Origin of the sequence: Eikenella exigua (assembly GCF_008805035.1) — a bacterium.
Taxonomy (GTDB): domain Bacteria; phylum Pseudomonadota; class Gammaproteobacteria; order Burkholderiales; family Neisseriaceae; genus Eikenella; species Eikenella exigua.
The window spans coordinates 1,923,674-1,944,422 of the sequence record NZ_CP038018.1 but is presented as its reverse complement, the minus strand read 5'-3'; the positions used below and the strand labels follow the sequence as shown (position 1 = coordinate 1,944,422).

The window sequence follows — 20,749 nt, the reverse complement described above, 5'->3', positions numbered from 1 at the left end:
CCCTACGGTATAGATGAAGGTAAGGCGGCATTGTTATGCCGCCCGCCGTTTGGCAGAAGGGGATTAGCTTCACAGAAACTAAGCTTCGGCCTTGCTGAAACATCGTTCTGGCGCAATCCGCCTCGCTCATTTTCAGGTAGCATCCCCCCCGCATCACACCCCACTGCCGCTGTTGCCAGCAGGGGCGGGAGCGTTGCCGCAGGTGAGGTTGCCGGCGACCTGGGGCATGGTTTGCACATAGCGTTGGCACTGCTCGTGCAGGGGCTGCACCACTTCGGGCGCGGCACGGAAAGCGGCGGCGGTGCCGAGCAGGCCGGGCATTTGTTTGGGGTAGTAGCGGCCCATGTTCACCAGCCAATCGGCGGCTTCGCGCGGATGGCCTTCCTGCTCCAAATAGAAGGCACGCACGGCGGTGTTGGCATAGGGGCGGAACAGGCTGGCGCGCAGGGCGGCATCTCGCCCCCACTCGGGCAGCGGGCGCAGCCAATCCACTTTGCGGATCAAGCCCATCTGTGCGTAGTATTTGAGGAAATAGTGTTTGCCTTCCAGCTCACGCAGGGTATCCACTTGCTTGTATTGCGGATAGCTTTCGGTGGGATTGGCGTAGGCGAACACCAAGCGGTGGTAGGCAAAGCCGTATTGCACAATGATGGCGGCCGCCAGCGCGGCAAAGGCCATGCCAAAACGTTGCGGCCACTTGCCGGCCTGCACGATATACCAGCCGGGCGCTTTAGCCGGCGTGAGGCTCATCATCACGGCAAACGGCGTGAGGAAATACACATACCACAGCGGATACTCCAACAGGCTGTGGCACAGCGACACACTCATCAAACACAGCATCAGCGCCGAAGACGCGCCCAATCCCTTTTTCAGGTAGCCTGTAGCCACCGCCAGCCAGCCGCCGAATACCAAGATAGCACCCACCACACCCATCTCGGCCAAAATTTCCAGCATACTGTTGTGGCTGTGGGTAAACAATACGCCCACGTCATAATTGCGAAACGCCGAGCCACGCATGGCCAGCGCGAAACTCTCGTGCGCATAGCCCTGCCAGCCCACGCCCAGCCACGGATGCTCCATAAACACCGTCCACGCCTTTGCCCATTCCGAAGAGCGCCCCGGGCTGGCCGCATCGCCCGACACCAAACGCCCCACGCCGGAAGATTGCACATCGGGAGCCAGCCATGTATCCACCAGCCAAGGCATAATCAACTGCGCCGCCAGCACGCCCAGCACCAACAGCCCCGTCAACGCACACCAACGGCGCAGCGGGCGGCCGCCCAGCACATACAGCAGCGGCACCAGCAGCAACAACGCCCCCACATACACCATAATCGTGCGCGAAGTAATCACCCCGATCACCTGCAGCAAAAACACCGCAAGCGCCAACGCAATCAGCCCCGGCAGCAGCCGCCTGCTCCACAGGTAGCCCAGCGCGAGCACGCCCCACATCATATAGTGCCCCAAATGGTTACGCTGCCCCACCTGGCCAAACACAAAATACTTCTGCGGCGCACGCATCATCCCCGGCAGCCAAGACGTGTGGCCGATAAACTGAAACACGCACACCAAACCCTGCAACACCGCCCCGCAAAGCAGCGCCCAGGCAAAAATTTCCGCCACCCTGTCTTGTCCCAACCGGGCTACCTGAAGCCGGCAAGCCCAGGCCAGCAGCGCCATCACGCAAAACACCGCCGCCGTCAAATCCGACATTTCCGGATACGGCAGCCGCAAAATCCGCGCCTGCACCAGCCAAAACCCCGCCAGCAGCACAAAAAACACCATCGCCCCCGGCAGCCGCGCGCGCGCCGGATTGCGCCACAGCGTGAGCAATGCAAACAAAGCGGCAAACAGCAGCGAGCCGCTCTCAATAAACCAGCCGCCCTGCGGCCCCGTGCGCCAAGACGACAAAAACGGCACCACTGCCATCAGCGCCATGCCCAGCCACACCACCCAGCTTTCTTTCACACGCTCCCACATCATGCCCGCTCCCGTTTGCCTGCACGCATAAACACCGGGCACAACACAAAAAACCCGAGGCCAAAGCCACCGCCGCACAAACGCAGCGGCGCCAGCCACAACTCCCAAGCCAGGGAAAAGAAAATCAGCGCAAACAGGCTGCACACAGCCGCGCGGTAGGCAAAAGATTGCGAAATCGGCATTGCTTGTTCAAATTAAAAAAGAATTGGATTGAATCAATAAAGAGGCTACCTGAAACCAGTAAAGGCAGGTTTTACACCCGCCTGCTGCAATGGAAAGGCTACCTAAAAATGCAAATGAAGAGTTTAGCCTCGCTAAAACCGACGTTTTCAGGTAGTCTCATCTGCTTCCACAGTTTCCGCCGCCTCTGCATTCGGCTTAAACAGCCGGCACATCAGCAAGCTAACCTCATACAGCGCAATCAGCGGCACCGCCAGCAGAAACTGCGAAATCACATCCGGCGGCGTCACAATCCCCGCCACCACAAACGCCACCACCACCACATAAGGCCGCGCCGTTTTCAGCGCCGCGAGCGATACCGCCCCCATCCGATACAGCAGCACCACCAACACCGGCAGCTCAAACGCCATACCGAAAGCCACAAACATCCCCAACACGAAGGAAAGGTAGCGGTCGATGTCCGTCATCATGCTCACCCCTTCCGGCGTGGCCGAGGCAAACACTTTAAACACTAGCGGGAACACCAAAAAATAGCAAAACGCCATCCCCGCAAAAAACAGCCCCACGCTCGAAAGCAACAGCGGCAGCACCAACCGTTTCTCGTGCCGGTAGAGCGCCGGCGCCACAAACGCCCACAGCTGGTAGAGCGTATGCGGCAGCGACACCAAAAACGCTGCCATCAGCGCCACCTTCAGCGGCACAAACACCGGCGCAACCACATCAATCGCCTGCATATGCGCCCCCGGCGGCAGGCTCGCCATCAAAGGCTTGGCCACCAGCGCATACAGCCGGTTGGCAAACGGCACCGCCGCAAATAAGCATAGCAGCAACACCGCCGCCACCCAAATCAGGCGGCGGCGCAATTCCTTCAAATGCTCCACCAAAGGCTGCGCGTTCATCTGCCCCTCCCCGCCTGTTTGCGCACCCGCAAACGCGGCCGCACTCGCACGCGCGACTGCAGCTTGCGCCGGCGCGCGCGCGAGCGCTGCCCCAGCGAAGGCGTGTGAAAGCCCGGGGCATGGGGCGTATCCCGCAGGGTGGGCAGGCCGTCTTCATCCAGGCCGAAATCCGCCGGCGTGCGCTGCGGCGGCAAACGCTCCCAGGCCGGCACATCCGGCGCGGCTGCCGAACGCAGATGCTGCATTTCCTGGCGCAGCTCGCTGGCCGTATCCGCCAGCGTTTCCTGCATCCGGCGCAAATCCGCCATATCAGCGTGCTGCGCCAGCTCGACTTTCAGGCTGCCGGCCAGGCGTTGGAGCTTGCCCACCATCCGTCCGGCAGCCCGTGCCGCCTGCGGCAGCCGCTCCGGCCCCAGCACCACCAGCGCCACCAGTGCCGCCAGCAGCATCTCGCTGAACGCGAAATCAAACATCGCCTATTCGCCCGGCTTCTCTTCTTTATGCTCGACAATCTGCTTGGGCGCCGCCGTTTCGCTTTCGCCCTCGCTGCCTTCGTTTAGGCCTTTTTTAAAATCGTGAATCGCCCCGCCGAGGTCTTTGCCCACATTGCGCAGCTTCTTCGTGCCGAAAATCAGCACCACCACAATCAAAATCACCAGCCAATGCCAGCCGCTAGAAATACCCATCATTCTTTCCTTTCAATCCATTCAACGGCAGCACACATGAGGCTACCTGAAACAGGTGCGGCAGGTTTCGCCAAAAAGTTGTTTCCAACCGAATCAAACAGCCTTGCCGCCAGTCTGCAAACAGCCGCGATTGTAACAGCGGGCGCGGCAAACCGAAAGAACGGCACGGCAGGCGGATGGTATTGCAGCGTAGCAGTAAGCAAGCTGCAAGTGTCGGGCAAGCCATGCCGTGCCAATTTCAGGTAGCCCTTGTTAGGGCTGCGGGCAGGTATCAAGCACATTCCTACGGGGTTTCAGGTAGCCTGCAAGATGGCGGGTTGCAAGTTATCCCGTCGGAACGGTTTTATCCTACCAGCCTGGAGGAGGGCTACCTGAAAACGGGAGGCAAACCAAAAACTGACTTGACTGCGCCGCCATGTATTCCCGCCAAGCCCGCCGTTGCCATTTCAGGTAGCCTTCCGCCACGCCGCCAAACCCGGCTGTTCGCTATATAATGTCGATTCCTTCTTAATTGTTTACTCCCGCCCGCACCATGCTCCACCTTTATTCTTCCAACCGCCTAGAATTCCTTGCCGAAACCGCCGTTGCACTGATGCAGACTGCGCCGCCGGAAGCGGTGTTTGCGCCGGAGGAAATCGTGGTGCAGAGCCAGGGGATGCGCCGTTATCTCAACCACTATTTGGCCGAGCGTAGCGGCATTGCGGCCAATTTGAATTTCAGCCTGCCGGCGGCACTAAGCTGGCAGCTCACGCGCCACTTCCTGCCGGATGCGCCACGGCTGAACCCGTTTGCACCGGAAGTGTTGCGCTGGCGGCTGCTGCCGCTGTTGGAAAGCGCCGATTCGGCCCTGCCCGCAGTATTGCAAGGCTACCTGAAAAGCAGCACGGCGGCGGCTTATCATTTGGCGGGGCGGCTGGCAGACGTGTTCGACCAATATTTGGTGTACCGCCCACATTGGCTCGCACAATGGGAGCAGGGCAAACTCAACGGTTTGGGCGCAGACGAAGCCTGGCAGGCCGCGTTGTGGCGCACGCTCGTCGCCGACACCCCCGCCGCCCACCGCGCCGCGCAACATGAACGGCTGCTGGCCGCGCTGAATCCGGCGCGTCTGCCGCAGCGTTATTTGGCGTTCGGCATTTCCACGCTGGCACCGGTGTATCTGGATTTGTTGCAGGCCTTGGCCGAACACACCGATGTGCACCTGTTCGCGGTCAACCCCAGCCAGCAATACTGGGGTGACATCCAAAGCCCAAAACGGCTGGCCGCACAGGCCGAGCCCGCAGCCGAAGAAGCCGGCCACCCGCTGCTCTCCTCGCTGGGCAAACAGGGACGCGATTTTTTCGACCGCCTGGCCGTGAGCACCCGCGCCATGGAGCAGGTGGAACTCTTCCCCGCGCCGCCTGAGTCGCCCAGCCTGCTGCAACGCCTGCAGGCCGATATCCAGCTGTTGAGGCTACCTGAAAAAGGCAGCGCGCAGATGGACGGCAGCATCGTGATTCAAGCTGCCCACAGCCCTCTGCGCGAGCTGCAAATCCTCAAAGAACACCTATTGCGCCGTTTGGCAGACAACCCCGAGCTGCAACCGCACCACATCGCCGTGCTCACTCCCGCTGTGGAAGACTACCTGCCCTTCATCCACGCCGTATTCGGCGAAGCCGCGCCCGGCAGCCGCGCCCTGCCGTATTCCGTGGCCGACGTGCGCCTCAGCCGCAGCCAGCCTTTGATGCTGTTGGCCGAGCAGCTCATTGCCCTGATGCAGAGCCGCTTCGAAACCGAACGCCTGCTGCCCCTGCTCGATGCCCAAGCGGTACGCCGCCATTGGCAGATTGACGAAACCGATGCCGAATTCCTGCGCCGCAGCGTGGCCGAGCTCAACGTGCATTGGGGCGCGGATGCCGAAATGCGCGCCGAGCACGGCGGCAGCGGCAAAGCCTTCACTTGGCAGCAGGCCGCCGAACGCAGCGTGCTGGGTTGGTTGCTGCCCGAGGGCGAAGATACGCTGTGGCAGGGCGTGCACCCCTGGCCGGCCGATTTGGCCCGCCAGCCTGCCCAGACCGCCTGGTTTGTGCTGCTGGGCAAACTGCGCGAGCACCATCGCCGCTGGCAAAGCCCCACATCCATCGAAGGCTGGATCGAACGTTTCCGCGCCCTCTTGGCCGATGCCGCGGGCGATACCCCCGCCGAAGCCGACCAAGCCACCTGGCAGCAAATCAGCCAGGCCTTGGCCGCCTGGCAGGAAGAAGCCGCGCTGGCGGGCTATGCCGCAGCCCTGCCGCCCGACACCGCCTGCCAGCACCTGCGCCGCTTTTTCGGCCAAAGCAGCGAAGCCGCCTTTTTGCGCGGCGGCATCACCTTCTGCAGCATGGTGCCCATGCGCAGCCTGCCGTTCGACACCGTGTGCCTGCTCGGCCTGAACGACGGCAAATACCCGCGCCAAACCCCCGCCCCCGCCTTCGACCTCATCGCCCGCCATCCCCAATCCGGCGACCGTTCCCGCCGCGACGACGACCGCTACCTGTTCCTCGAATCTCTGCTCAGCGCGCGCAGCCACCTCTATCTGTCCTACATCGGCCGCGACCACCTCAGAGACGAAGCCCAAGCCCCCTCGCCGCTGCTGAGCGAGCTCATTGACACGCTGGCGCAAATGGCCGACCAGAGCAGCGCCGATTTCGCAGCCGCCCATGTGTGCCAACATCCCCTGCAAGCCTTTTCCGCCCGCTATTTTGCCCCGCAACAGGATGGGGAAAGTTCAGCCGGCCTCAGCGAAAACGGGCTTTCAGGTAGCCTATCCGGCCTCCGCCAAGACTACGCCCAAGCCCTCAACCAGCCCGCCGCCGAAGCTGCACCCTTTATCAGCGATACCCTGCCTGAAGCCGCAGCCGAGCCCGCCGTATCGCTCGACAGTTTCCTAAACTTCTGGAGCAGCCCCGTACGCCATTGGCTGCGCCGCGCCCTGCAATGGCAACGCCCCTATGCCGCCCGACCTGCCGATTCCGCCGAGCCCTACGTCATCGAGCACCCCGACGAAGTGAAACAGCGCTACCTCGACGCCCGCCGCCAGCGCGAAGACTTCACTCAAACCGAAGCCAAGCTGCAGGCCGACAGCCTCCTGCCCGCCGGCCTGCTCGGCGAAATCCTGCAAGAGCCTGAGCGCACCGCCGCCAAGCAGCTCGACTCCGAACTGCTCGCCAGCCCGCGCGAGCCCGATTTTCCCTTCCGTTTCGAGCACGGCGGCCACACCCTTATCGGTAGCCTCACCCACCTGCACCAACTCGGCCAAATTTTCTACCGCGCCGCCGAACTCAAAGCCCCCGCCGAAATTAGGCTGTGGCTGCAACACCTGGTGTATTGTGCCGTTCACCCCAAAACGCAAGCCACCCACCTCGTCTCCCCCGACAGCCCACAAACCCTGCCGCCGCTGCCGCAAGCGGAAGCCGCCGAGCAACTTGCCCGCTGGTTCGACTACTATCTGCTCGGCCAACAACAGCCGCTGCCCTTCTTCCCCCGCACCAGCCTTGCCGCTGCCAAAGCCTGCACCGCCGAAGACCTCGCCGCCCAAGGGCTACCTGAAGCAGCCCTCAAAGCCGCCCGCAGCAAATACCGAGATAACCGTGACTACCCCGGCCAAAACCAAGACCCTGAAGTCGCCCAAGTATATGGCCGTGATGAAGACGAGCCGATTAACAGCCCCCTGTTCGCCCGCCTCGTTTTAGAGCTGCTCGCCCCACTGCATTTGTGGTTTGGCACATAAAGAAGGCAAAGGCAAAAAGCTGGCTGAAAACCTTTCCGTGTAACCGGAAGTTTTCAGGTAGCCTGTTTTGGCAGATAAATCCACCCTCGATACCAAGCCCCGGGGTTAGTCCGGCCTTTCCCCTTCCGGCCAATAATGGCTGTCCGGCAAAGCCCGTGCGCCGAAAATCGCCTGCCCTACCCGCACAATAGTTGCCCCCTCCTCAATCGCAATTTCAAAATCACCCGACATGCCCATCGACAATTCGTCCATGCTCATTCCTGCCGGCAGGTTGCGGCGCAATTTGTCACGCAGTGTGCGCAGCAACACGAAACAGTCGCGTACTTTGCTGCGTTCGCTGGAAAGCAGCGCCAAAGTCATCAACCCCTTGATTTTCAGTTGATTGAACGGCACTAGCTGCCGCACAAACGGCACCACTTCCTGCGGTGCCAAACCATATTTGCTTTCCTCGCCTGACGTATTCACCTGTACCAGCACATCCAGCTCCCGCCCCTCCTGCATCAGGCGGTTGTTGAGCTGTTCGGCCACCCGCAGGCTGTCCAAAGCCTGAAACTCAGTGGCAAAGCGGGCAACATATTTGATTTTGTTGGTCTGTAAATGGCCGATAACCGACCATTCTATCGGCAAATCTGCCATCATCCCAGCCTTGCCCCACGCCTCCTGCACCTTGTTTTCGCCGAAATGGCGATAGCCCAGCCCGTAGGCCATGCGCAGCCGCCGCTCGTCCACCGTTTTGGTTACCGGCAACAGCCGCACCGATTCCTCCGGTCTGCCCGCACGGCAGCAGGCGGCACGGATTCTGTTTTCAATCTCGGCAAAATTGGCGGCCAATTCTTCAATGGTTTCGGCCTTGGCATAGTGGGGTTCGGTAAGCATCTCTTTTTTCTCCAAATTATAAAGTTAGCGTGCAGTCGGCATCATCTGCCGACCATCCGGATGAAACAGTCTAAAATTGTTGCAGAATAAATTATAAGCCTAAAGTCAACCACTTTCCTCCAAGAATCCCTCTTTGATTTCAATCAATTAGATTTTCCCTGCTTTTTACCGCCTGCTGCAAAACCTACTGCAAAATTTTTATTGACAATTTCCCGCTTCATCTCTACAATGCGCGCTTCCTTTCCCCGATAGCTCAGTCGGTAGAGCGACGGACTGTTAATCCGCAGGTCGCTGGTTCGAGCCCAGCTCGGGGAGCCAAAGGGTCGTTAGCTCAGTCGGTAGAGCAGCGGACTTTTAATCCGTTGGTCGAGCGTTCGAATCGCTCACGACCCACCAAATTTTAAAAAGCCTAAACATCCCGTTTAGGCTTTTTCTTTATCCCCTGCCCATCATGCCCGTTCACCAAACCCTCCCCGCCCGCCGCCTATCCGTTGCTCCGATGCTGGATTGTATCTATATATGAAAATAATATATATTTATCAAAATAATATATTTTATTATTTTTTAATGGTGCAAATATAGTGCATTGATTAAGTGCTTTGAGTGTGAATTGATATGCAAACAGGCTGCGATGTGCAGCCTGTTTTTATTGCTCTTTGATCTGGTTTACTTGCTCGATGCGCTCGCCTATCCAGCGCATCACCGGCACGGCCATGCTGTTGCCGATGGCTTTGTAACGCGGCCCGTCCGGGCAGACGGCGGCTGGTTTGCCACGCCAAGGTATTTGCGTGTGCCCGGCGGGAAAGCCCTGCAGGCGTTCGCACTCGTGGGGAGTGAGGCGGCGCACCTGCGCGCCATCGGATACGGCATGACGGTCGGTGGCGGTTAGGGTGTAGCGGATGCCGCTGTCGTCTGCACCTACGCCGTTTCCGCCGTTGTGGTGCTGCCTGTCGATGATGTTTCCTGCAATGCAAACAACGTTGGTGTTGCCCCTGCCTTGGCAGTCGAGTGCAAACGCTTGATCGGAGGCGCATGGGTCTTGCTGCCCGTGCACCATCAGCAGGGTTTCACTGCCGCCAGCTAGGGCGCCGCCGCTGGCTTTCAGCGTTCCGGCGCTGTCGGATTGGCGATACGCGCCAAAGCTGCCTTCAATAAAGGCGGCAGGGTTTTCTTGCGTAGTTCCGCCCGCTGGAGGATGCCGTTGCAGGCTTTGGCGCTCAAATAATACCGCTGCGGCACGTTGCCAGCCTCCAATATGGCTGACAACGAAGACGCGGCGGCGCCGCTGCGGGACTCCGAAGTATCGAGCGTCAAGAATGCGGTAGGCGAACCCATACCCGAGTTCCGCCAACCCGTTGAGGAAGGAGGAAAAATCGCGCCCTCGATTTGACGACAAAACGCCGGGGACGTTTTCCCATACCAGCCAGCGGGGGCGGTATCGGTTAGCAATGGCAAGATAGGTAAGCATGAGGTTGCCACGCGGATCTGCCAGTCCTTTTCGCAATCCGGCAACGCTGAAGGACTGGCAGGGGGTTCCGCCGACAAGAAGGTCAATTGGGTCATTCGGCCACTCTTTAAATTTGGACATGTCGCCGCGATTGGGGATGTGCGGCCAGTGGTGTTTTAAAACGGCGGCGGGGAACGGCTCGATTTCGGCAAACCATGCGGGCTGCCAGCCCAAGGGTTCCCACGCCACGGATGCGGCTTCGATGCCGCTGCACAGGCTGCCGTAGCGCATTTCAGGTAGCCTTTTCAAAAATCTGATAGCGACCGTCAGGCAGGCGTTCGGCTTCTCCGCGCGCTTGTTCCAGCAATTGGCGCGGCAACGGCATCCAGTAGGCTACGGCGTATTCGGCGGGGCTGGCAGGGTAGTTGATCCAATCGTTGGTTTGCGGGTCGATGGCGTCGATGTCGCAATAATCTTGCTCCTCGCCCACCACTAAAATAGCTACGGGTTTTTCGGCTTCGGGCAACTTTTCGGTGGGGGCAATCCACGGTGTTTTTGGCACTATCTCAAGATTTTTCGCTGGGATTAGATATGAGTAGTATTCGCTGGCAATACGGCACAGCCGTCCGCCTTTTTGCACCACAAACAAGTTGCGGGCTTCTTTTTCCGGGGCGTTGTCGGCATCGATAAAGCGTACGAGGTCGCCAAAGGTAAATTGCTGATAATCCATTTTTAATCCTGATTGTGCATTTTCATCCATGTTTCGGTGGCCTGTTCGCGGCTGGATTCCAGCCAGGCGGCGAGGTCGGAAACGTTTACAAAAAAAGTTGTTTTTTGGGATTTGTCCGCCTGGAAAACCGGAAAGGGCAGGGTTTGCACTTTGGCGCGGCGGCGGGCTATCTCTATGCTCAGGTGCGGCATAAAGTCGGCGCAGGCGGTTTCGAGGGAGATAACCGGGGCGCGGTAGCGCAGGGCGAGCATAAAGCCGGTGTCGAGGGTGGGATTCATCTTTTGTCTCGTTATCTGTAGGGCGTGTTTTGGATTTCGGCGATTTTTTCTTCCCGACGCTGCAAGGCGGCGGGGCTGATGGCTTGGTATTTGTTGCAAGCCGGGGTTTTGTAGGGCAGTGAGTTCCAGCTTTCGCCGTGGGCGCAGGCGGCCATTCGGTGGCGCAGCATGGGCGTGGGTTTGATTTCGCCGCTGCTGCTTTTGTAGGTGGTTTGCCAGTAGCGGCAGGTTAGGCAGGTAGTGGTCATTGCTCTGCTTTTAATTTGGCGATTTTGTATAGCAGCTGTTCCATTTCGGCGGTTAGGGCTAAAAGTTTTTTTTGTCTTTTAAACTGCTGTTGTTTCTTGGCATCGTGGGCATACGCTTTTAGTAAAATTAGCATTTGTTCGGTATCGGTTTGCATCATTGTTTCCTTTTCCAGCGGTTCAAACTTCGTTAAAAATTGCCTGCAACTTTCTAAGTCTCTCCTAGCCTCTTCGGCTCCGGCGGTGTTGCCGATTTCTTCGGCGGCTGCCAGCTCTTGCTCTTTTTCTGCGACACGGCGGCGGAAATAATTGATGTCTAAACAGATTGTCATGCCGCCTCCATATGGATAAATCGCTGGATAAACGCCACTACCTGCTGCGCCTCTTCGCGGGTGAGGGTGAGTTCGCTGCGGATGCCGTGGCTGCGGCTGATGGTAAAGCTACCATCCGAAAAACCGCCTATTTTTAGGGTGCGCTCGCTGATTGGCTGTTCGCCAGTATTGGCTTTGATGGGTAAAAACGGTACGTCCACGGTGTCGTCTTCACTTAGTAGCTCGGCGGCGCGGGTGGGTGGTTCTGCCTGCACGGCCTGTGGCGGCAGTTCTGGCGGCGGTGCTGGTTCGGGTTTGGTTTTGGGTTTGGGCACGGGCTTTTTGCGCGGCTGCGGCTTCAGGCTGCCTGCTTGTGCGGCATCTCGGTATCTTGAGCGCCCGCCGATGATTTCACACTCGACCGCGCCGATTTGTTCCATTCGGTATAAAACATCAATGGCTTCCGCACCTAAGCCGGTGCTTTTGGCGATGCTGGCAATGCTGTACCAATTTCCATCTGATAGCAATTCCGCCACTTTTCGCTGTGCGGACAAACCTGCTTTGGTGGTCATGGCTGCTCTCCTGCGGGCTCGTACACCACGCCGCGCATGATTTCGTAGTCAGTCATTTCTTCGTACTGTTTGACCGCCGCTGCGGCTTCGGCTTCGGCCTGCAGGTCTTTTGCGGCGATGATTTCGGCGCTGGTGGGCTCGCTGGTGGTGTTTTGCGCGGCGGGCTGCAAATAGGGATCGTGCGCGTCGATATTGGGCACGGCTGCCAGCGCGGTTGCGGCGATGGTGGCGAAAATCAGTTTGAGGATAACGGGTTTCATGATTTAGTCCCGGGTTGTTTGGTTTTAAAATCAGTTGATTGCTTGGTTTTAGTCCCTGCCTTGAGGCAGGCTACCTGAAATGGGTTTGGTGCAGGTCTCCGGCTCCATTGTGGTGCGTCGAAAGGCGGTCTTTGCTTTTTCCGTGACCTGCTGCCGCCGTTTGCCCACCTGCGGCTGGGGCATGGGTGCCACCACATGATTAAAATAGGATGCAGGCGGCCTGAAACAGCACGATGGCCTGCGTGATAAAGGCTAGGGTGATTAGGGTAAGCTGTACGGTGGTTTCGTTCATTTTTTGCTCCTCGGCATGGGGCAGGCGGCTGTGATGTGCGGTTAAAGGAAAGACCGCTCCGCCGTTGTTGGCGGCAACCGCCTGCCCGATGCCGCCTGAATCAGGCGGCGGGAAGGTTTAGGCCGGCTTGCCGTTATAAATCGGCAGTTCGGGCAGGGCTTCGCGCAGGGCTTTGGCGATGTCTTGGGTGGCCAGCTCCATTACGCGGGGCAGCTGTTGCAGCTCGTACCATAGGATCAGGCCGCCGTTGTTTTTGTCGACGCGGAATTTGAGCAGCGCCTCGACAAAGTAGGTTTTGCCGCCTAAGAAGGGGGTAAAGGCCACGCCGAATTTTTCAAAGGCTTTAAGGGTGGTGTCGGTTTTGCCCGCGTCCTCGCTCTGGAATACAAAATTCATGCGGCCGTCTTGCTCGCGGTAGCCTTGCTTAAAGGTAGTTTTCTCGGTGTATTCGAGGTTTAAGGCAAAGTCCAACACTTCGGAGCCGGTGGGGTATTTGGCTTCCGGGTCGTCCGGGTTGGAGCTCACGATGTCGCGTGCGTTGTTGGTGAGTACGCCGGCAAACTGGATTTGGTTCAGTTTTTCGCCGTTGTAGCGTTTCCACTCGCTGGCGGCGGGGGTAAATACCGGTTGGTAGTCGATACCAAAATCCTTAAAGCCGCCGGCTTCGGCGGTGTCGCCGTTGAGCACGGCGCGGATGCCGATGTCGCCGTGCAGGAAATCAGCGTCGATATAGATTTCCGTGCCTGCTGTTTGGTGTTTTTTGACGTAGGCGATCAGGCTGTCTAGGTCGTGGGCGGTGGCGAAGCCTTTTTTGCGGGCAGGTTCGGCACGGCAGCCACTGTAGGTGTTGTAGTGCCAACCGCCGTTTTCGCCCGGGGTAAATACCACCGGCGTGCCGTCCGGCATGGCGGCGATAAAGGGTTTTTGTGCCGCGTCCAGTGCGGTGCGGATGATGTTGTTTTGGTTTTCCATAGTCGGATTTCCTGTTTTAGGTGGGTTGGTAAATGGCACTTATTTGGTGCCGGTGAGTTTGATTACTTTGGATTCGCCCGTGCCCTGCAGGTCGAGCTTGGCCTGGGCGGGGTCTTCGGTGGTGAGGTTGCCTTCGGGGGTGGCAAATACGATGCCGCCCTCACGTTTTTCTTTCGGCAGCTTGCTGGCGATGTCGTGGCTGATGCGCACGGTGCCGTCTTTGATGTTTTGCGAGTCAATCGTCAGCTTGAGCGTGACCGTGGCGCGTTTGCCGTGCGACAGGCAGGCGGCTACGGCGGCGCTGATGGCTTCGCCAAGCTCGGTATCGAGCAGGCCGCTGTTGATGGCGCGCAGCATCTTGGTGGCGGGGATGATTTTTTTATCTTGGTTCATGATGATCTCCATATGAGAAGGTTAGGCGGCGGGATTGCCGTATTGCTTGATTAGGCCGTCAAGCCATTCTTTGGCGTTTTCGATAACGGCCGGCTGGGTGTGCTCGGTAAAGTCGTTGCAGCAGATTACGTGGCAGCTGTAGTTGTGGTTGCCGTCTTCCGGGTAGCGTGGCCAGAGTGCCTCAAGGGTGAGCTCGCATCGCCCGGCGTTGTAGCGTACGTCCACATCGAGGCAGTGGCTGGCCTGCACTTCGATGGCGAGGTCTAGCAGGCTGCCCCAGTGGGTTGTTGGTGCGGCCGCCGGCGGGTTTTCCAGCTCGATGCGCACGGCCTCGGCGATGTAGGCGGATGGCCAGCGGCGTTTGATGACGTCGAGGGCGGCGGCTTTGTTGCCGGTGGTGATGGTGCTGCCGGTTTCGATAACGCAGCCGCCGTCTTGGTATTCGGTCAGGGTGGCGGCTTGTACGTCTTCTCCGCCGTAGCAGGGCAGCATGATGGGGTAGGTTTTCATGGGTTCCCCTTGGTGGGTTCGTTGTCAATTTCCAGCGCGGTAAGTAGCTGTTTGACTATTTTTAGGGTGTCGCTCGGCCCTAATACGATTTCTCGGCTGCGAATATTCAGGCTGACTATTCCGGCGGGCTGCACATCTATTTCGATGTGCAACGGGGCGGTGGTTAGTAGCCTGGCCAGCAGCTCGGATGCCTTGCTGGGCTTCGCGGGTGAGTTGGTGACGGATGGCATTTGATTTGCTCCATGTGTTGTTGATTTGTTGGAGCGTATATTAGCAAATTGCTATAGATTAAGTAAATAGCAAAATGCACTATTTTTGCATATTTTTGCTATTTTATTGATATATAAGATAATTATTTTGATAAAAAAATCCCGCAATCCGTGGTAGATTGCGGGATTCTTTATATTTTGATTACAGACTTATGATTTCTAATGGTAAAACTGCTACAAATTTAGAGATAATGACAAATTCCCCTTCATGCTCAGGATTGATTTCAAATGGGTCGTATAGTGGGTTGTCAGATTTAGCAATCATTTTGCCGGGCAGCTTCTGCAGCCGTTTCATATAACAGCCATCCCGATAATAAAAGGCGTAAATGCCGTCGCCGTCAAAATAGTTGATGTGTGTATCGACAAATGCTAGCCCTTTTTGCGGCAGGGTTGGCTCCATTGAATCGCCGCTGATGCCAACAATATCTAAATGTTCCACATCATGCCGTCCGAACAGCTTTATTACTTGATTGGTTGGAATTTCTAGTGTTCTGATAACTTCGGGGAAATCTGCATTTACCACGCCTTCGCCACAAGATACCAGAATTTCTTTATGGCGGAATGTGATGCTATCCCCTGCTGTAGGCTCTTCCTCTTCTATTTCGCCAAGCGGACGATCAAGCCAACCTGTCGGCTTGTTCACTCGTTTTTCAATTTCGCGGGCAGTAGTGTTCCGCAAAGAGCGCGGCGTACCGGTTACGCTGGGCGTACCGTTAATCCATTGCCATATTTGGGTTGGGCTCTTATCAATTTTCCGCGCCAGCTCCGCTTGAGAGCCGTATTCCTGTACCAGCATATTCAAGCGTTCTCTGCGGATTTCTTCAATCGATTTCATGCTGCACACTCCTTTTCCCTAAATCATAGCAAAACGCTATATGAATAAAATATGCAATTTGCTATTGACTTGTAAATAGCAAATTGCTAGCATATTGCTATTGATAAAGGAATGGCGATGACAATTACAGAATTTTTGGAAGCACGACAAATGACGGTAAACGCGTTTTCCCGTTTGCTTGGCTGCCATCAGCCGGATTTGACCCGTTGGGCTAAAGGTACGCGCCCAGTGCCCGCGCATTGGTGTGTGGCTATTGAGCAAAAAACAGATGGGGCGGTTACTCGGAAAGAACTGCGCCCGCACGATTACGCACAGATTTGGCCGGAACTGGCCGCCTAACCGGAGATACCCATGAATACCCAAATTGTGATTGCCAACCGAGTGATTCGCCGTCACGGCGATTTGTATTGCCTGAACGACCTGCATAAAGCCAGCGGCGGCGAAAAGCGCCACCGCCCTAGTTATTGGCTGGCATTGAAACAAACTTCTGAAATTATTGAAGAATTAAATAAGGAAGCAGCCAAGGCCGAGATTACGGCCTTGAAACAAAATCAACAGGTTATCCAATCCATTCACGGCGGCAAACAACACGGCACTTTCGCTTGCAAAGAATTGGTGTACGCCTACGCCGCCTGGATTTCACCGCAGTTCTTTCTGCAAGTGTTGCGCACTTACGATGCGGCAATTTCCGGCAGCCTGCCGCAGGGGCAGGGCTGGCGTCCGCCGCTGTTGCCGTTGCGCCCGCCGCGCGATTACGCCACCGCCTGTGCCTTGGCGGATGAGACGCTGCGCGAGGTGAATGCGCTGAATATGCGGGTGGCGAAGGTGGAGCATTGGCTCACTTATTGGCGCGACGTGTTTATTGAAGATGCGCTGGCCGGAACGCTGCCGGAATAGTTTCCTCTTTCTTCGGCACTCCCACCCTTGTGCCGGGGTTTCGGCGGTTTCCTGCTTCCCTTTGCCGCCGTTTTTTATACCGCCTGCCGCTGTTTAAGCAGGGGCAGGCTCTTTATACGCCTTTTTCAGGCTACCTGAAAGCTGTGTTATGAGCCAATCTATTGATTTTGCTACCATTTCAAGCTCTGCCTTAAGTTCGGCGGACAACCTGCTGGCTGAATGGCTACCTTCCGGCCGCTATGACGGGCATGAGTTTGTGGCGCTCAATCCCACGCGCGCGGATAAAAAGCTGGGCAGTTTCCGCATCAACACCCGCACGGGGGCTTGGGCTGATTTTGCCACGGGCGACAAGGGCGGGGATTTAATCGACCTGTATGCCTACCTGAACAGCTGCAATACGGCGCAGGCGGCGCGGGCGATTGCCGAGCGTTTGAGCCTGGGCAATTTTGCGCTGGTGCAAAAGGTGGCGCTGGATGGCGGCAATGCGGCCAAGCCGGGCAAAAATGCGCGCTGGCAGCCGATTGTTCCGGTACCGGAATTTGCGCTGAAAACCATGAATTTCCGCCATTCGTTCCGCCAAGGCGAGCGCTCGGAGCCGGTGTTTACTTCAGTGTTCCGCGATGCGGCGGGGCAGGTATTGGGCGCGGTGGCGCGGTTTATCAAGTCGGACGGCTCGAAAATCGACCTGCCCTACACCTTTTGCGAAAACTTAGACACGCACGAAAAAATGTGGCGCTGGCGCGGCTGGCCGGGTTTGCGCCCGCTGTACGGTTTGGACGCGCTGGCGGCCGACCCGTCGCGCCCGGTGCTGGTGGTGGAAGGCGAAAAGTGCAAAAACGCGGCGGATGCGGCGCAGCTGGGCTATGCGGTGATTACCTGGCACGGCGGCGCGGGCAACTGGGATAAGACGGATTGGTCGGCGGTGCAAAACCGGCGCGTCATCTTGTGGCCGGACTGCGATTCGCAGCACGAAAAGCTGACTGCCGCCGAACGCAAGGCAGGCGCGGATGCGGAAAGCAAGCCGTATCTGGACAAATACGCGCAGCCGGGTATGGCGGCGATGCTGGGCATTGCCGAGCAGCTGCAGGCGCAGGGCTGCAAGGTGGCGTTTGTGCGCACGCCTGAGCCGGGTGTGTGGCCGTCTGGCTACGATATTGCCGATGCGCTGGCCGACCGTGGGCAGCTTATTGATGTGGCGGAGGCCTTGAGCTGGCAGCATTTGGCGGATTACACCGCCGAGTATGCCGAGGTGTTGGCGGCGGCAAAGGCTTCAGGCAGCCTGAAAACGGCAGAGCCGCCTCCCGCACCCGCCACGGTGGGCGAGCCGCCGGAAGGTGAGGCACGCGAAAATATGGGGGGCGGCGGGGAAAATATACCCGAAACCGCCGAAACCCCGGAAGGCGAAAGCCGCTATCAGGAAAACTTTGACCGGCTGAAACGGGAATTTTCCCTCATCGAGGGCAAGAGTCGCGCGGTGAGCCGGAAAACGGGCGTGGAATACAGCCGCAAAGCCTTGGTCGACCATTTTTGCAAAAAATCGGTGGATAACTGGTTTAATTGGGGTCGCGCGCCGGTGATGACCCAGTATGAGGTAAACAAGCTCAAGCGCGACCGGGCGGCGTTTCAGGTAGCCCAAGACGACGACCTGAAAGATATGATGGCGCGCTATGTGTATTTGGACGGCAGCTCCAGTATTTGGGATAACCAGCTGTGGCGCATGATTGACCAAGGCTCGGCCAAGTTGGCGATGGGCAGCCAGTTTAAGATTTGGCAAGACAGCCCGGCGCGCATTGTGAAACGCTTTGACCGCGTGGTGTTTGAGCCGGGGCGGGAAATGTCGGACGAGTACATCAATATCTATCGCGGGCTGCCGCTGGCAGACAAGGTGCAGTTTCCGCGCCCGCGTGAGGAAATGCCGACTTGGTGGCTGGATGTGTTGGATTTGTACCCGGGCTGCCGCGCCATCCAAAAGCTGATTGCGCATTTGTGCAACCATGATTTGCAGATGATGGAGTTTGTGTATAACTGGCTGGCTTATCCGCTGCAGCACCCCGGCGCGAAGCTGACTACTTCGCTGGTGATGCACGGCGATGTGCACGGCGCGGGCAAATCCTTGCTGTTTGAAGAGATTATCAAGCCGATGTACGGCGATTATGCCGCCACGCTGGGGCAGTCGGATTTGGAGAGCAACTATACGGGCAACCGCTCGGGCAAGCTATTTATCGTGTTCGAGGAAATTTTTAATCCCAAACAAAAGTATGATCAATCCGGCGCAATGAAGCACATGGTTACCGGCAAAACGATGCGCATCGAGCGCAAGTTTGTGGATAGCTACGAAGAGGCCAACCACATCAATTGCGTGTTTCTCTCCAATGAGGAGCAGCCGTTTAAAATCGAAGAGAACGACCGGCGCTACTTTGTGATTTGGCCGAAAACCAAACTGCCGGAGAGCCTGCGCCTGGAATTGACCGAAGAGCTTGGCGCGGATGGCGTGTTGCAGTTTTTTATGCTACTGTTATCTCTCCCGCTCACCATCAACTACCGCCGGATAGAAAGCAGCGACCCCGTGCAGCCGGACGCCTATGAGGTAATCGAAGAGGGCGGCCCGCGCTTCGACCCGCACACCAAACCGCCGATGACGGAGGCTAAGGCCAATGTCATCAATTATGGGCGGTATGGGTGGCAGACGTTTTATATGGAGTGGGAGCGCGGCGAAATCGAAAATATCCCCTACTGCGCTGCGATTACCGGCGATGTGTGGGATTTGTATTTGTGGTGGTGCACCAAAAACAACGAGCGGCAGATTTCCAAATCGAAATTCCTGCAGCACATTGCCAGCAAGATGCCAAGGGCGCGGCGGTGGTGGCGTTTGCCCAACAGCCCGCGCCCGGAAGAAAAGATGCAGGATAATATCTTCCTCCCGCCCGGCACCCGCCCGCCGCAGGGCACGCCGGAAATGGACTTTATCGGCCCGCAGGTGCTTAGATTCCAGCAGGCCGTGCAAGACCTGCGAAACCCGAAAGGCTACTAAACGCTGCACAACTGCACAAAAATGCACTTTTGCCCCTCCCCGCAAATCCACGCTGGGCGGGGCTTTGTGCACTTTGTGCAGTATGTGCAGCGTTTTTTCGTGCACGCGTACGCGCGTTATATATAAGCGTATCCCCTCCTGTTTCCCCGCCTTTTTATTTTTTTCTCCATGCGTGTGAAAATATACTGCATATACTGCACAAAGTGCACAAATGCCCACCAGATAAGGCTTTCAGCGGTTTTTAAAACTGCATAAATATGCACTTTGTGCAATACGGCGGAAACTGGGGATTTTTTACCACTTTATCTGTTGTTTTATCGCGGTTTTTAGTAAAATAGCGGCACAATAAAAAAGCGGCAGAGGGCTGCCGCGTAAGAGGTAACAAAAGGGGCATGGATATCATGCTGTGTTTGATTTTTCCGAGGATGTAAAAGATGCGCTGATGCGCGAATGGGCAGCTTGGCGACGTTGGACTGTGCAGGTTGGGCCAAATGGCTACAAGCCGAGTTCTTTAAACCTTTTGATGTCCGGCAGCCTGCCGGGCGGTGGCGGCTTCCACTCGGTGGTGCTTTCCTATGGCTCGGATGTGGATGCGGTGTTTGCGGCGATTGACTACGCAGTGAACCGGCTGCCGATGATTCCCAAGCAGGTGGTGCGCCGATATTACCAGCAGTCGGGCACAGTGGATCAGATGGCGGCTGATTTGGGCGTGTCGCGGCGAACTATGTATAAGCTGCTTGATTCGGCTGTTAACTCTGTGTTTGCTGATGCGCGGTTAAAAAAGATGTTAAAAGCCGCTTGACAGTTTATGTAAACTGCGCGTAGCATAATGTGCAAGCATGGGTTAAGTTGTATATAGCCCATGTCTTGATACAATTAATTAGGCGAATATACCAAACCGTCCGGTGTAAAAAAACCGGGCGGTTTGGTTTTGGTGGTTGATATGGGACGACTTAAAAAGGCGGCTGTCCGGCTAAAACCCGGAACCAGTCGCATTTCCATTCCCGCAGGTATATCTGGCTCGGCACGGCGTGCCAAAGGCAGTAGCAGCACCGCGCGCGGATATGGCTACCGCTGGCAAAAGGCGCGCCTGCACTATCTGGCTGAACATCCGCTATGTGTAATGTGTACTGCTGATGGCAAGACTGTACCAGCCACGGTGGTCGATCACATCAAACCGCACGGTGGGAATGATACTTTGTTTTGGGATAGCACAAACTGGCAGCCGCTTTGCAAGCATTGCCACGACAGCCGAAAACAGAAACAAGAGCGGCAAGGTGGCCGGTTTATGGGCAGGGGGGTATAAAACTCTACAGCCCTCGCCGCCCTAGACCG

General features: G+C 57.2%; 25 protein-coding genes and 2 tRNA genes. 8 read left to right on the top strand and 19 right to left on the bottom strand.

Annotated features, from left to right (window positions below; translation table 11 throughout):
- Positions 1–153 precede the first annotated feature (153 nt).
- From EZJ17_RS09925 to tatA, 5 genes are all read right to left on the bottom strand, one after another.
- Positions 154–1,983, bottom strand: coding sequence for a PglL family O-oligosaccharyltransferase (locus EZJ17_RS09925; protein ID WP_067442287.1), 1,830 nt, complete (start codon positions 1,981–1,983; stop codon positions 154–156).
- Complete coding sequence (locus EZJ17_RS09920) at positions 1,980–2,162, bottom strand: hypothetical protein (RefSeq protein ID WP_067442285.1); 183 nt, start codon at positions 2,160–2,162, stop codon at positions 1,980–1,982. Before EZJ17_RS09920 ends, EZJ17_RS09925 begins: the two co-directional genes overlap by 4 nt.
- A gap of 147 nt (positions 2,163–2,309) precedes the next feature.
- The gene (gene tatC, locus EZJ17_RS09915) at positions 2,310–3,059 is read right to left on the bottom strand and encodes a twin-arginine translocase subunit TatC (protein ID WP_067442283.1); all 750 of its coding nucleotides are present in this window, start codon (positions 3,057–3,059) and stop codon (positions 2,310–2,312) included.
- Positions 3,056–3,508 carry a Sec-independent protein translocase protein TatB gene (gene tatB / locus EZJ17_RS09910; protein ID WP_231868063.1) on the bottom strand — a complete coding sequence of 151 codons (453 nt, stop codon included), beginning with the start codon at positions 3,506–3,508 and terminating at the stop codon, positions 3,056–3,058. The genes tatC and tatB overlap by 4 nt, the downstream gene beginning before the upstream one ends.
- A 27-nt stretch (positions 3,509–3,535) precedes the next feature.
- Complete coding sequence (tatA, locus tag EZJ17_RS09905; RefSeq protein ID WP_023887973.1) at positions 3,536–3,745, bottom strand: Sec-independent protein translocase subunit TatA; 210 nt, start codon at positions 3,743–3,745, stop codon at positions 3,536–3,538.
- 532 nt (positions 3,746–4,277) lie between these two features.
- Here tatA and recC point away from each other — a divergent pair.
- Complete coding sequence (recC, locus tag EZJ17_RS09900; RefSeq protein WP_067444468.1) at positions 4,278–7,496, top strand: exodeoxyribonuclease V subunit gamma; 3,219 nt, start codon at positions 4,278–4,280, stop codon at positions 7,494–7,496.
- Positions 7,497–7,601: 105 nt separating this feature from the next.
- On the opposite strand, the gene EZJ17_RS09895 is transcribed toward recC, so the two are convergent.
- Positions 7,602–8,372, bottom strand: a complete 771-nt coding sequence (locus EZJ17_RS09895) for a YggS family pyridoxal phosphate-dependent enzyme (protein ID WP_067442276.1) — start codon at positions 8,370–8,372, stop codon at positions 7,602–7,604.
- A 242-nt stretch (positions 8,373–8,614) separates the two neighbouring features.
- Between EZJ17_RS09895 and EZJ17_RS09890 the strand changes: the two genes are divergently transcribed.
- Positions 8,615–8,690: transfer RNA gene (locus EZJ17_RS09890), tRNA-Asn, on the top strand.
- A 2-nt stretch (positions 8,691–8,692) separates the two neighbouring features.
- Positions 8,693–8,768: transfer RNA gene (locus EZJ17_RS09885), tRNA-Lys, on the top strand.
- A 250-nt stretch (positions 8,769–9,018) separates the two neighbouring features.
- On the opposite strand, the gene EZJ17_RS09880 is transcribed toward EZJ17_RS09885, so the two are convergent.
- The 13 genes from EZJ17_RS09880 to EZJ17_RS09825 all read right to left on the bottom strand — a co-directional run bounded on the left by EZJ17_RS09880 (position 9,019) and on the right by EZJ17_RS09825 (position 15,486).
- Positions 9,019–10,110: a DNA cytosine methyltransferase gene (locus EZJ17_RS09880; RefSeq protein ID WP_151086543.1), complete on the bottom strand. Its 1,092-nt coding sequence runs from the start codon at positions 10,108–10,110 to the stop codon at positions 9,019–9,021.
- 1 nt (position 10,111) lies between these two features.
- A complete protein-coding gene (locus tag EZJ17_RS09875) occupies positions 10,112–10,549 on the bottom strand; it encodes a DUF551 domain-containing protein (protein ID WP_167508189.1) in 438 nt (145 codons plus the stop codon).
- Between the two features lie 2 nt (positions 10,550–10,551).
- The gene (locus EZJ17_RS09870) at positions 10,552–10,827 is read right to left on the bottom strand and encodes a pyocin activator PrtN family protein (RefSeq protein ID WP_151086539.1); all 276 of its coding nucleotides are present in this window, start codon (positions 10,825–10,827) and stop codon (positions 10,552–10,554) included.
- A gap of 11 nt (positions 10,828–10,838) precedes the next feature.
- Positions 10,839–11,075, bottom strand: a complete 237-nt coding sequence (locus EZJ17_RS09865) for a hypothetical protein (protein WP_067448277.1) — start codon at positions 11,073–11,075, stop codon at positions 10,839–10,841.
- Positions 11,072–11,404, bottom strand: coding sequence for a hypothetical protein (locus EZJ17_RS09860; protein WP_151086537.1), 333 nt, complete (start codon positions 11,402–11,404; stop codon positions 11,072–11,074). The genes EZJ17_RS09865 and EZJ17_RS09860 overlap by 4 nt, the downstream gene beginning before the upstream one ends.
- Positions 11,401–11,955 carry a hypothetical protein gene (locus EZJ17_RS09855; protein ID WP_151086535.1) on the bottom strand — a complete coding sequence of 185 codons (555 nt, stop codon included), beginning with the start codon at positions 11,953–11,955 and terminating at the stop codon, positions 11,401–11,403. Before EZJ17_RS09855 ends, EZJ17_RS09860 begins: the two co-directional genes overlap by 4 nt.
- Positions 11,952–12,215 (bottom strand): hypothetical protein, encoded by a 264-nt coding sequence (locus tag EZJ17_RS09850; protein ID WP_151086533.1) that lies wholly within the window; start codon positions 12,213–12,215, stop codon positions 11,952–11,954. Before EZJ17_RS09850 ends, EZJ17_RS09855 begins: the two co-directional genes overlap by 4 nt.
- 48 nt (positions 12,216–12,263) lie before the next feature.
- On the bottom strand, positions 12,264–12,398 hold the full coding sequence (locus EZJ17_RS10860; protein WP_282958254.1) for a hypothetical protein: 135 nt from the start codon (positions 12,396–12,398) through the stop codon (positions 12,264–12,266).
- 226 nt (positions 12,399–12,624) lie between these two features.
- Positions 12,625–13,479, bottom strand: coding sequence for a DUF2303 family protein (locus EZJ17_RS09845; RefSeq protein ID WP_151086531.1), 855 nt, complete (start codon positions 13,477–13,479; stop codon positions 12,625–12,627).
- Between the two features lie 39 nt (positions 13,480–13,518).
- Positions 13,519–13,872, bottom strand: coding sequence for a hypothetical protein (locus EZJ17_RS09840; RefSeq protein ID WP_064084351.1), 354 nt, complete (start codon positions 13,870–13,872; stop codon positions 13,519–13,521).
- A gap of 21 nt (positions 13,873–13,893) precedes the next feature.
- The gene (locus EZJ17_RS09835) at positions 13,894–14,382 is read right to left on the bottom strand and encodes a hypothetical protein (protein ID WP_151086529.1); all 489 of its coding nucleotides are present in this window, start codon (positions 14,380–14,382) and stop codon (positions 13,894–13,896) included.
- Positions 14,379–14,612 (bottom strand): hypothetical protein, encoded by a 234-nt coding sequence (locus tag EZJ17_RS09830; protein WP_067442255.1) that lies wholly within the window; start codon positions 14,610–14,612, stop codon positions 14,379–14,381. Before EZJ17_RS09830 ends, EZJ17_RS09835 begins: the two co-directional genes overlap by 4 nt.
- A 181-nt stretch (positions 14,613–14,793) precedes the next feature.
- A complete protein-coding gene (locus tag EZJ17_RS09825; protein ID WP_067442253.1) occupies positions 14,794–15,486 on the bottom strand; it encodes a S24 family peptidase in 693 nt (230 codons plus the stop codon).
- Positions 15,487–15,603: 117 nt separating this feature from the next.
- Here EZJ17_RS09825 and EZJ17_RS09820 point away from each other — a divergent pair, with 117 nt between their 5' ends.
- From EZJ17_RS09820 to EZJ17_RS10910, 5 genes are all read left to right on the top strand, one after another.
- On the top strand, positions 15,604–15,825 hold the full coding sequence (locus EZJ17_RS09820; protein ID WP_067442251.1) for a transcriptional regulator: 222 nt from the start codon (positions 15,604–15,606) through the stop codon (positions 15,823–15,825).
- Between the two features lie 12 nt (positions 15,826–15,837).
- Complete coding sequence (locus tag EZJ17_RS09815) at positions 15,838–16,383, top strand: KilA-N domain-containing protein (RefSeq protein WP_067442249.1); 546 nt, start codon at positions 15,838–15,840, stop codon at positions 16,381–16,383.
- 148 nt (positions 16,384–16,531) lie between these two features.
- Entirely contained in the window at positions 16,532–19,414 is a 2,883-nt protein-coding gene (locus EZJ17_RS09810; RefSeq protein ID WP_151086527.1) for a DUF5906 domain-containing protein, read from the top strand.
- A gap of 406 nt (positions 19,415–19,820) precedes the next feature.
- Positions 19,821–20,216 (top strand): sigma-70 RNA polymerase sigma factor region 4 domain-containing protein, encoded by a 396-nt coding sequence (locus EZJ17_RS09805; RefSeq protein ID WP_067442247.1) that lies wholly within the window; start codon positions 19,821–19,823, stop codon positions 20,214–20,216.
- A gap of 141 nt (positions 20,217–20,357) precedes the next feature.
- Positions 20,358–20,720 carry an HNH endonuclease gene (locus EZJ17_RS10910; RefSeq protein WP_151086525.1) on the top strand — a complete coding sequence of 121 codons (363 nt, stop codon included), beginning with the start codon at positions 20,358–20,360 and terminating at the stop codon, positions 20,718–20,720.
- Positions 20,721–20,749: the final 29 nt, after the last annotated feature.

Excerpts from the sequence above, each read along its gene's own strand:
- EZJ17_RS09925 (WP_067442287.1), bottom strand. The coding sequence starts at position 1,983 with ATGATGTGGGAGCGTGTGAAAGAAAGCTGGGTGGTGTGGCTGGGCATG.
- EZJ17_RS09920 (WP_067442285.1), bottom strand. The coding sequence starts at position 2,162 with ATGCCGATTTCGCAATCTTTTGCCTACCGCGCGGCTGTGTGCAGCCTG.
- tatC (WP_067442283.1), bottom strand. The coding sequence starts at position 3,059 with ATGAACGCGCAGCCTTTGGTGGAGCATTTGAAGGAATTGCGCCGCCGC.
- tatB (WP_231868063.1), bottom strand. The coding sequence starts at position 3,508 with ATGCTGCTGGCGGCACTGGTGGCGCTGGTGGTGCTGGGGCCGGAGCGG.
- tatA (WP_023887973.1), bottom strand. The coding sequence starts at position 3,745 with ATGGGTATTTCTAGCGGCTGGCATTGGCTGGTGATTTTGATTGTGGTG.
- recC (WP_067444468.1), top strand. The coding sequence starts at position 4,278 with ATGCTCCACCTTTATTCTTCCAACCGCCTAGAATTCCTTGCCGAAACC.
- EZJ17_RS09895 (WP_067442276.1), bottom strand. The coding sequence starts at position 8,372 with ATGCTTACCGAACCCCACTATGCCAAGGCCGAAACCATTGAAGAATTG.
- EZJ17_RS09880 (WP_151086543.1), bottom strand. The coding sequence starts at position 10,110 with ATGCGCTACGGCAGCCTGTGCAGCGGCATCGAAGCCGCATCCGTGGCG.
- EZJ17_RS09875 (WP_167508189.1), bottom strand. The coding sequence starts at position 10,549 with ATGGATTATCAGCAATTTACCTTTGGCGACCTCGTACGCTTTATCGAT.
- EZJ17_RS09870 (WP_151086539.1), bottom strand. The coding sequence starts at position 10,827 with ATGAATCCCACCCTCGACACCGGCTTTATGCTCGCCCTGCGCTACCGC.
- EZJ17_RS09865 (WP_067448277.1), bottom strand. The coding sequence starts at position 11,075 with ATGACCACTACCTGCCTAACCTGCCGCTACTGGCAAACCACCTACAAA.
- EZJ17_RS09860 (WP_151086537.1), bottom strand. The coding sequence starts at position 11,404 with ATGACAATCTGTTTAGACATCAATTATTTCCGCCGCCGTGTCGCAGAA.
- EZJ17_RS09855 (WP_151086535.1), bottom strand. The coding sequence starts at position 11,955 with ATGACCACCAAAGCAGGTTTGTCCGCACAGCGAAAAGTGGCGGAATTG.
- EZJ17_RS09850 (WP_151086533.1), bottom strand. The coding sequence starts at position 12,215 with ATGAAACCCGTTATCCTCAAACTGATTTTCGCCACCATCGCCGCAACC.
- EZJ17_RS10860 (WP_282958254.1), bottom strand. The coding sequence starts at position 12,398 with ATGCCCCAGCCGCAGGTGGGCAAACGGCGGCAGCAGGTCACGGAAAAA.
- EZJ17_RS09845 (WP_151086531.1), bottom strand. The coding sequence starts at position 13,479 with ATGGAAAACCAAAACAACATCATCCGCACCGCACTGGACGCGGCACAA.
- EZJ17_RS09840 (WP_064084351.1), bottom strand. The coding sequence starts at position 13,872 with ATGAACCAAGATAAAAAAATCATCCCCGCCACCAAGATGCTGCGCGCC.
- EZJ17_RS09835 (WP_151086529.1), bottom strand. The coding sequence starts at position 14,382 with ATGAAAACCTACCCCATCATGCTGCCCTGCTACGGCGGAGAAGACGTA.
- EZJ17_RS09830 (WP_067442255.1), bottom strand. The coding sequence starts at position 14,612 with ATGCCATCCGTCACCAACTCACCCGCGAAGCCCAGCAAGGCATCCGAG.
- EZJ17_RS09825 (WP_067442253.1), bottom strand. The coding sequence starts at position 15,486 with ATGAAATCGATTGAAGAAATCCGCAGAGAACGCTTGAATATGCTGGTA.
- EZJ17_RS09820 (WP_067442251.1), top strand. The coding sequence starts at position 15,604 with ATGACAATTACAGAATTTTTGGAAGCACGACAAATGACGGTAAACGCG.
- EZJ17_RS09815 (WP_067442249.1), top strand. The coding sequence starts at position 15,838 with ATGAATACCCAAATTGTGATTGCCAACCGAGTGATTCGCCGTCACGGC.
- EZJ17_RS09810 (WP_151086527.1), top strand. The coding sequence starts at position 16,532 with ATGAGCCAATCTATTGATTTTGCTACCATTTCAAGCTCTGCCTTAAGT.
- EZJ17_RS10910 (WP_151086525.1), top strand. The coding sequence starts at position 20,358 with ATGGGACGACTTAAAAAGGCGGCTGTCCGGCTAAAACCCGGAACCAGT.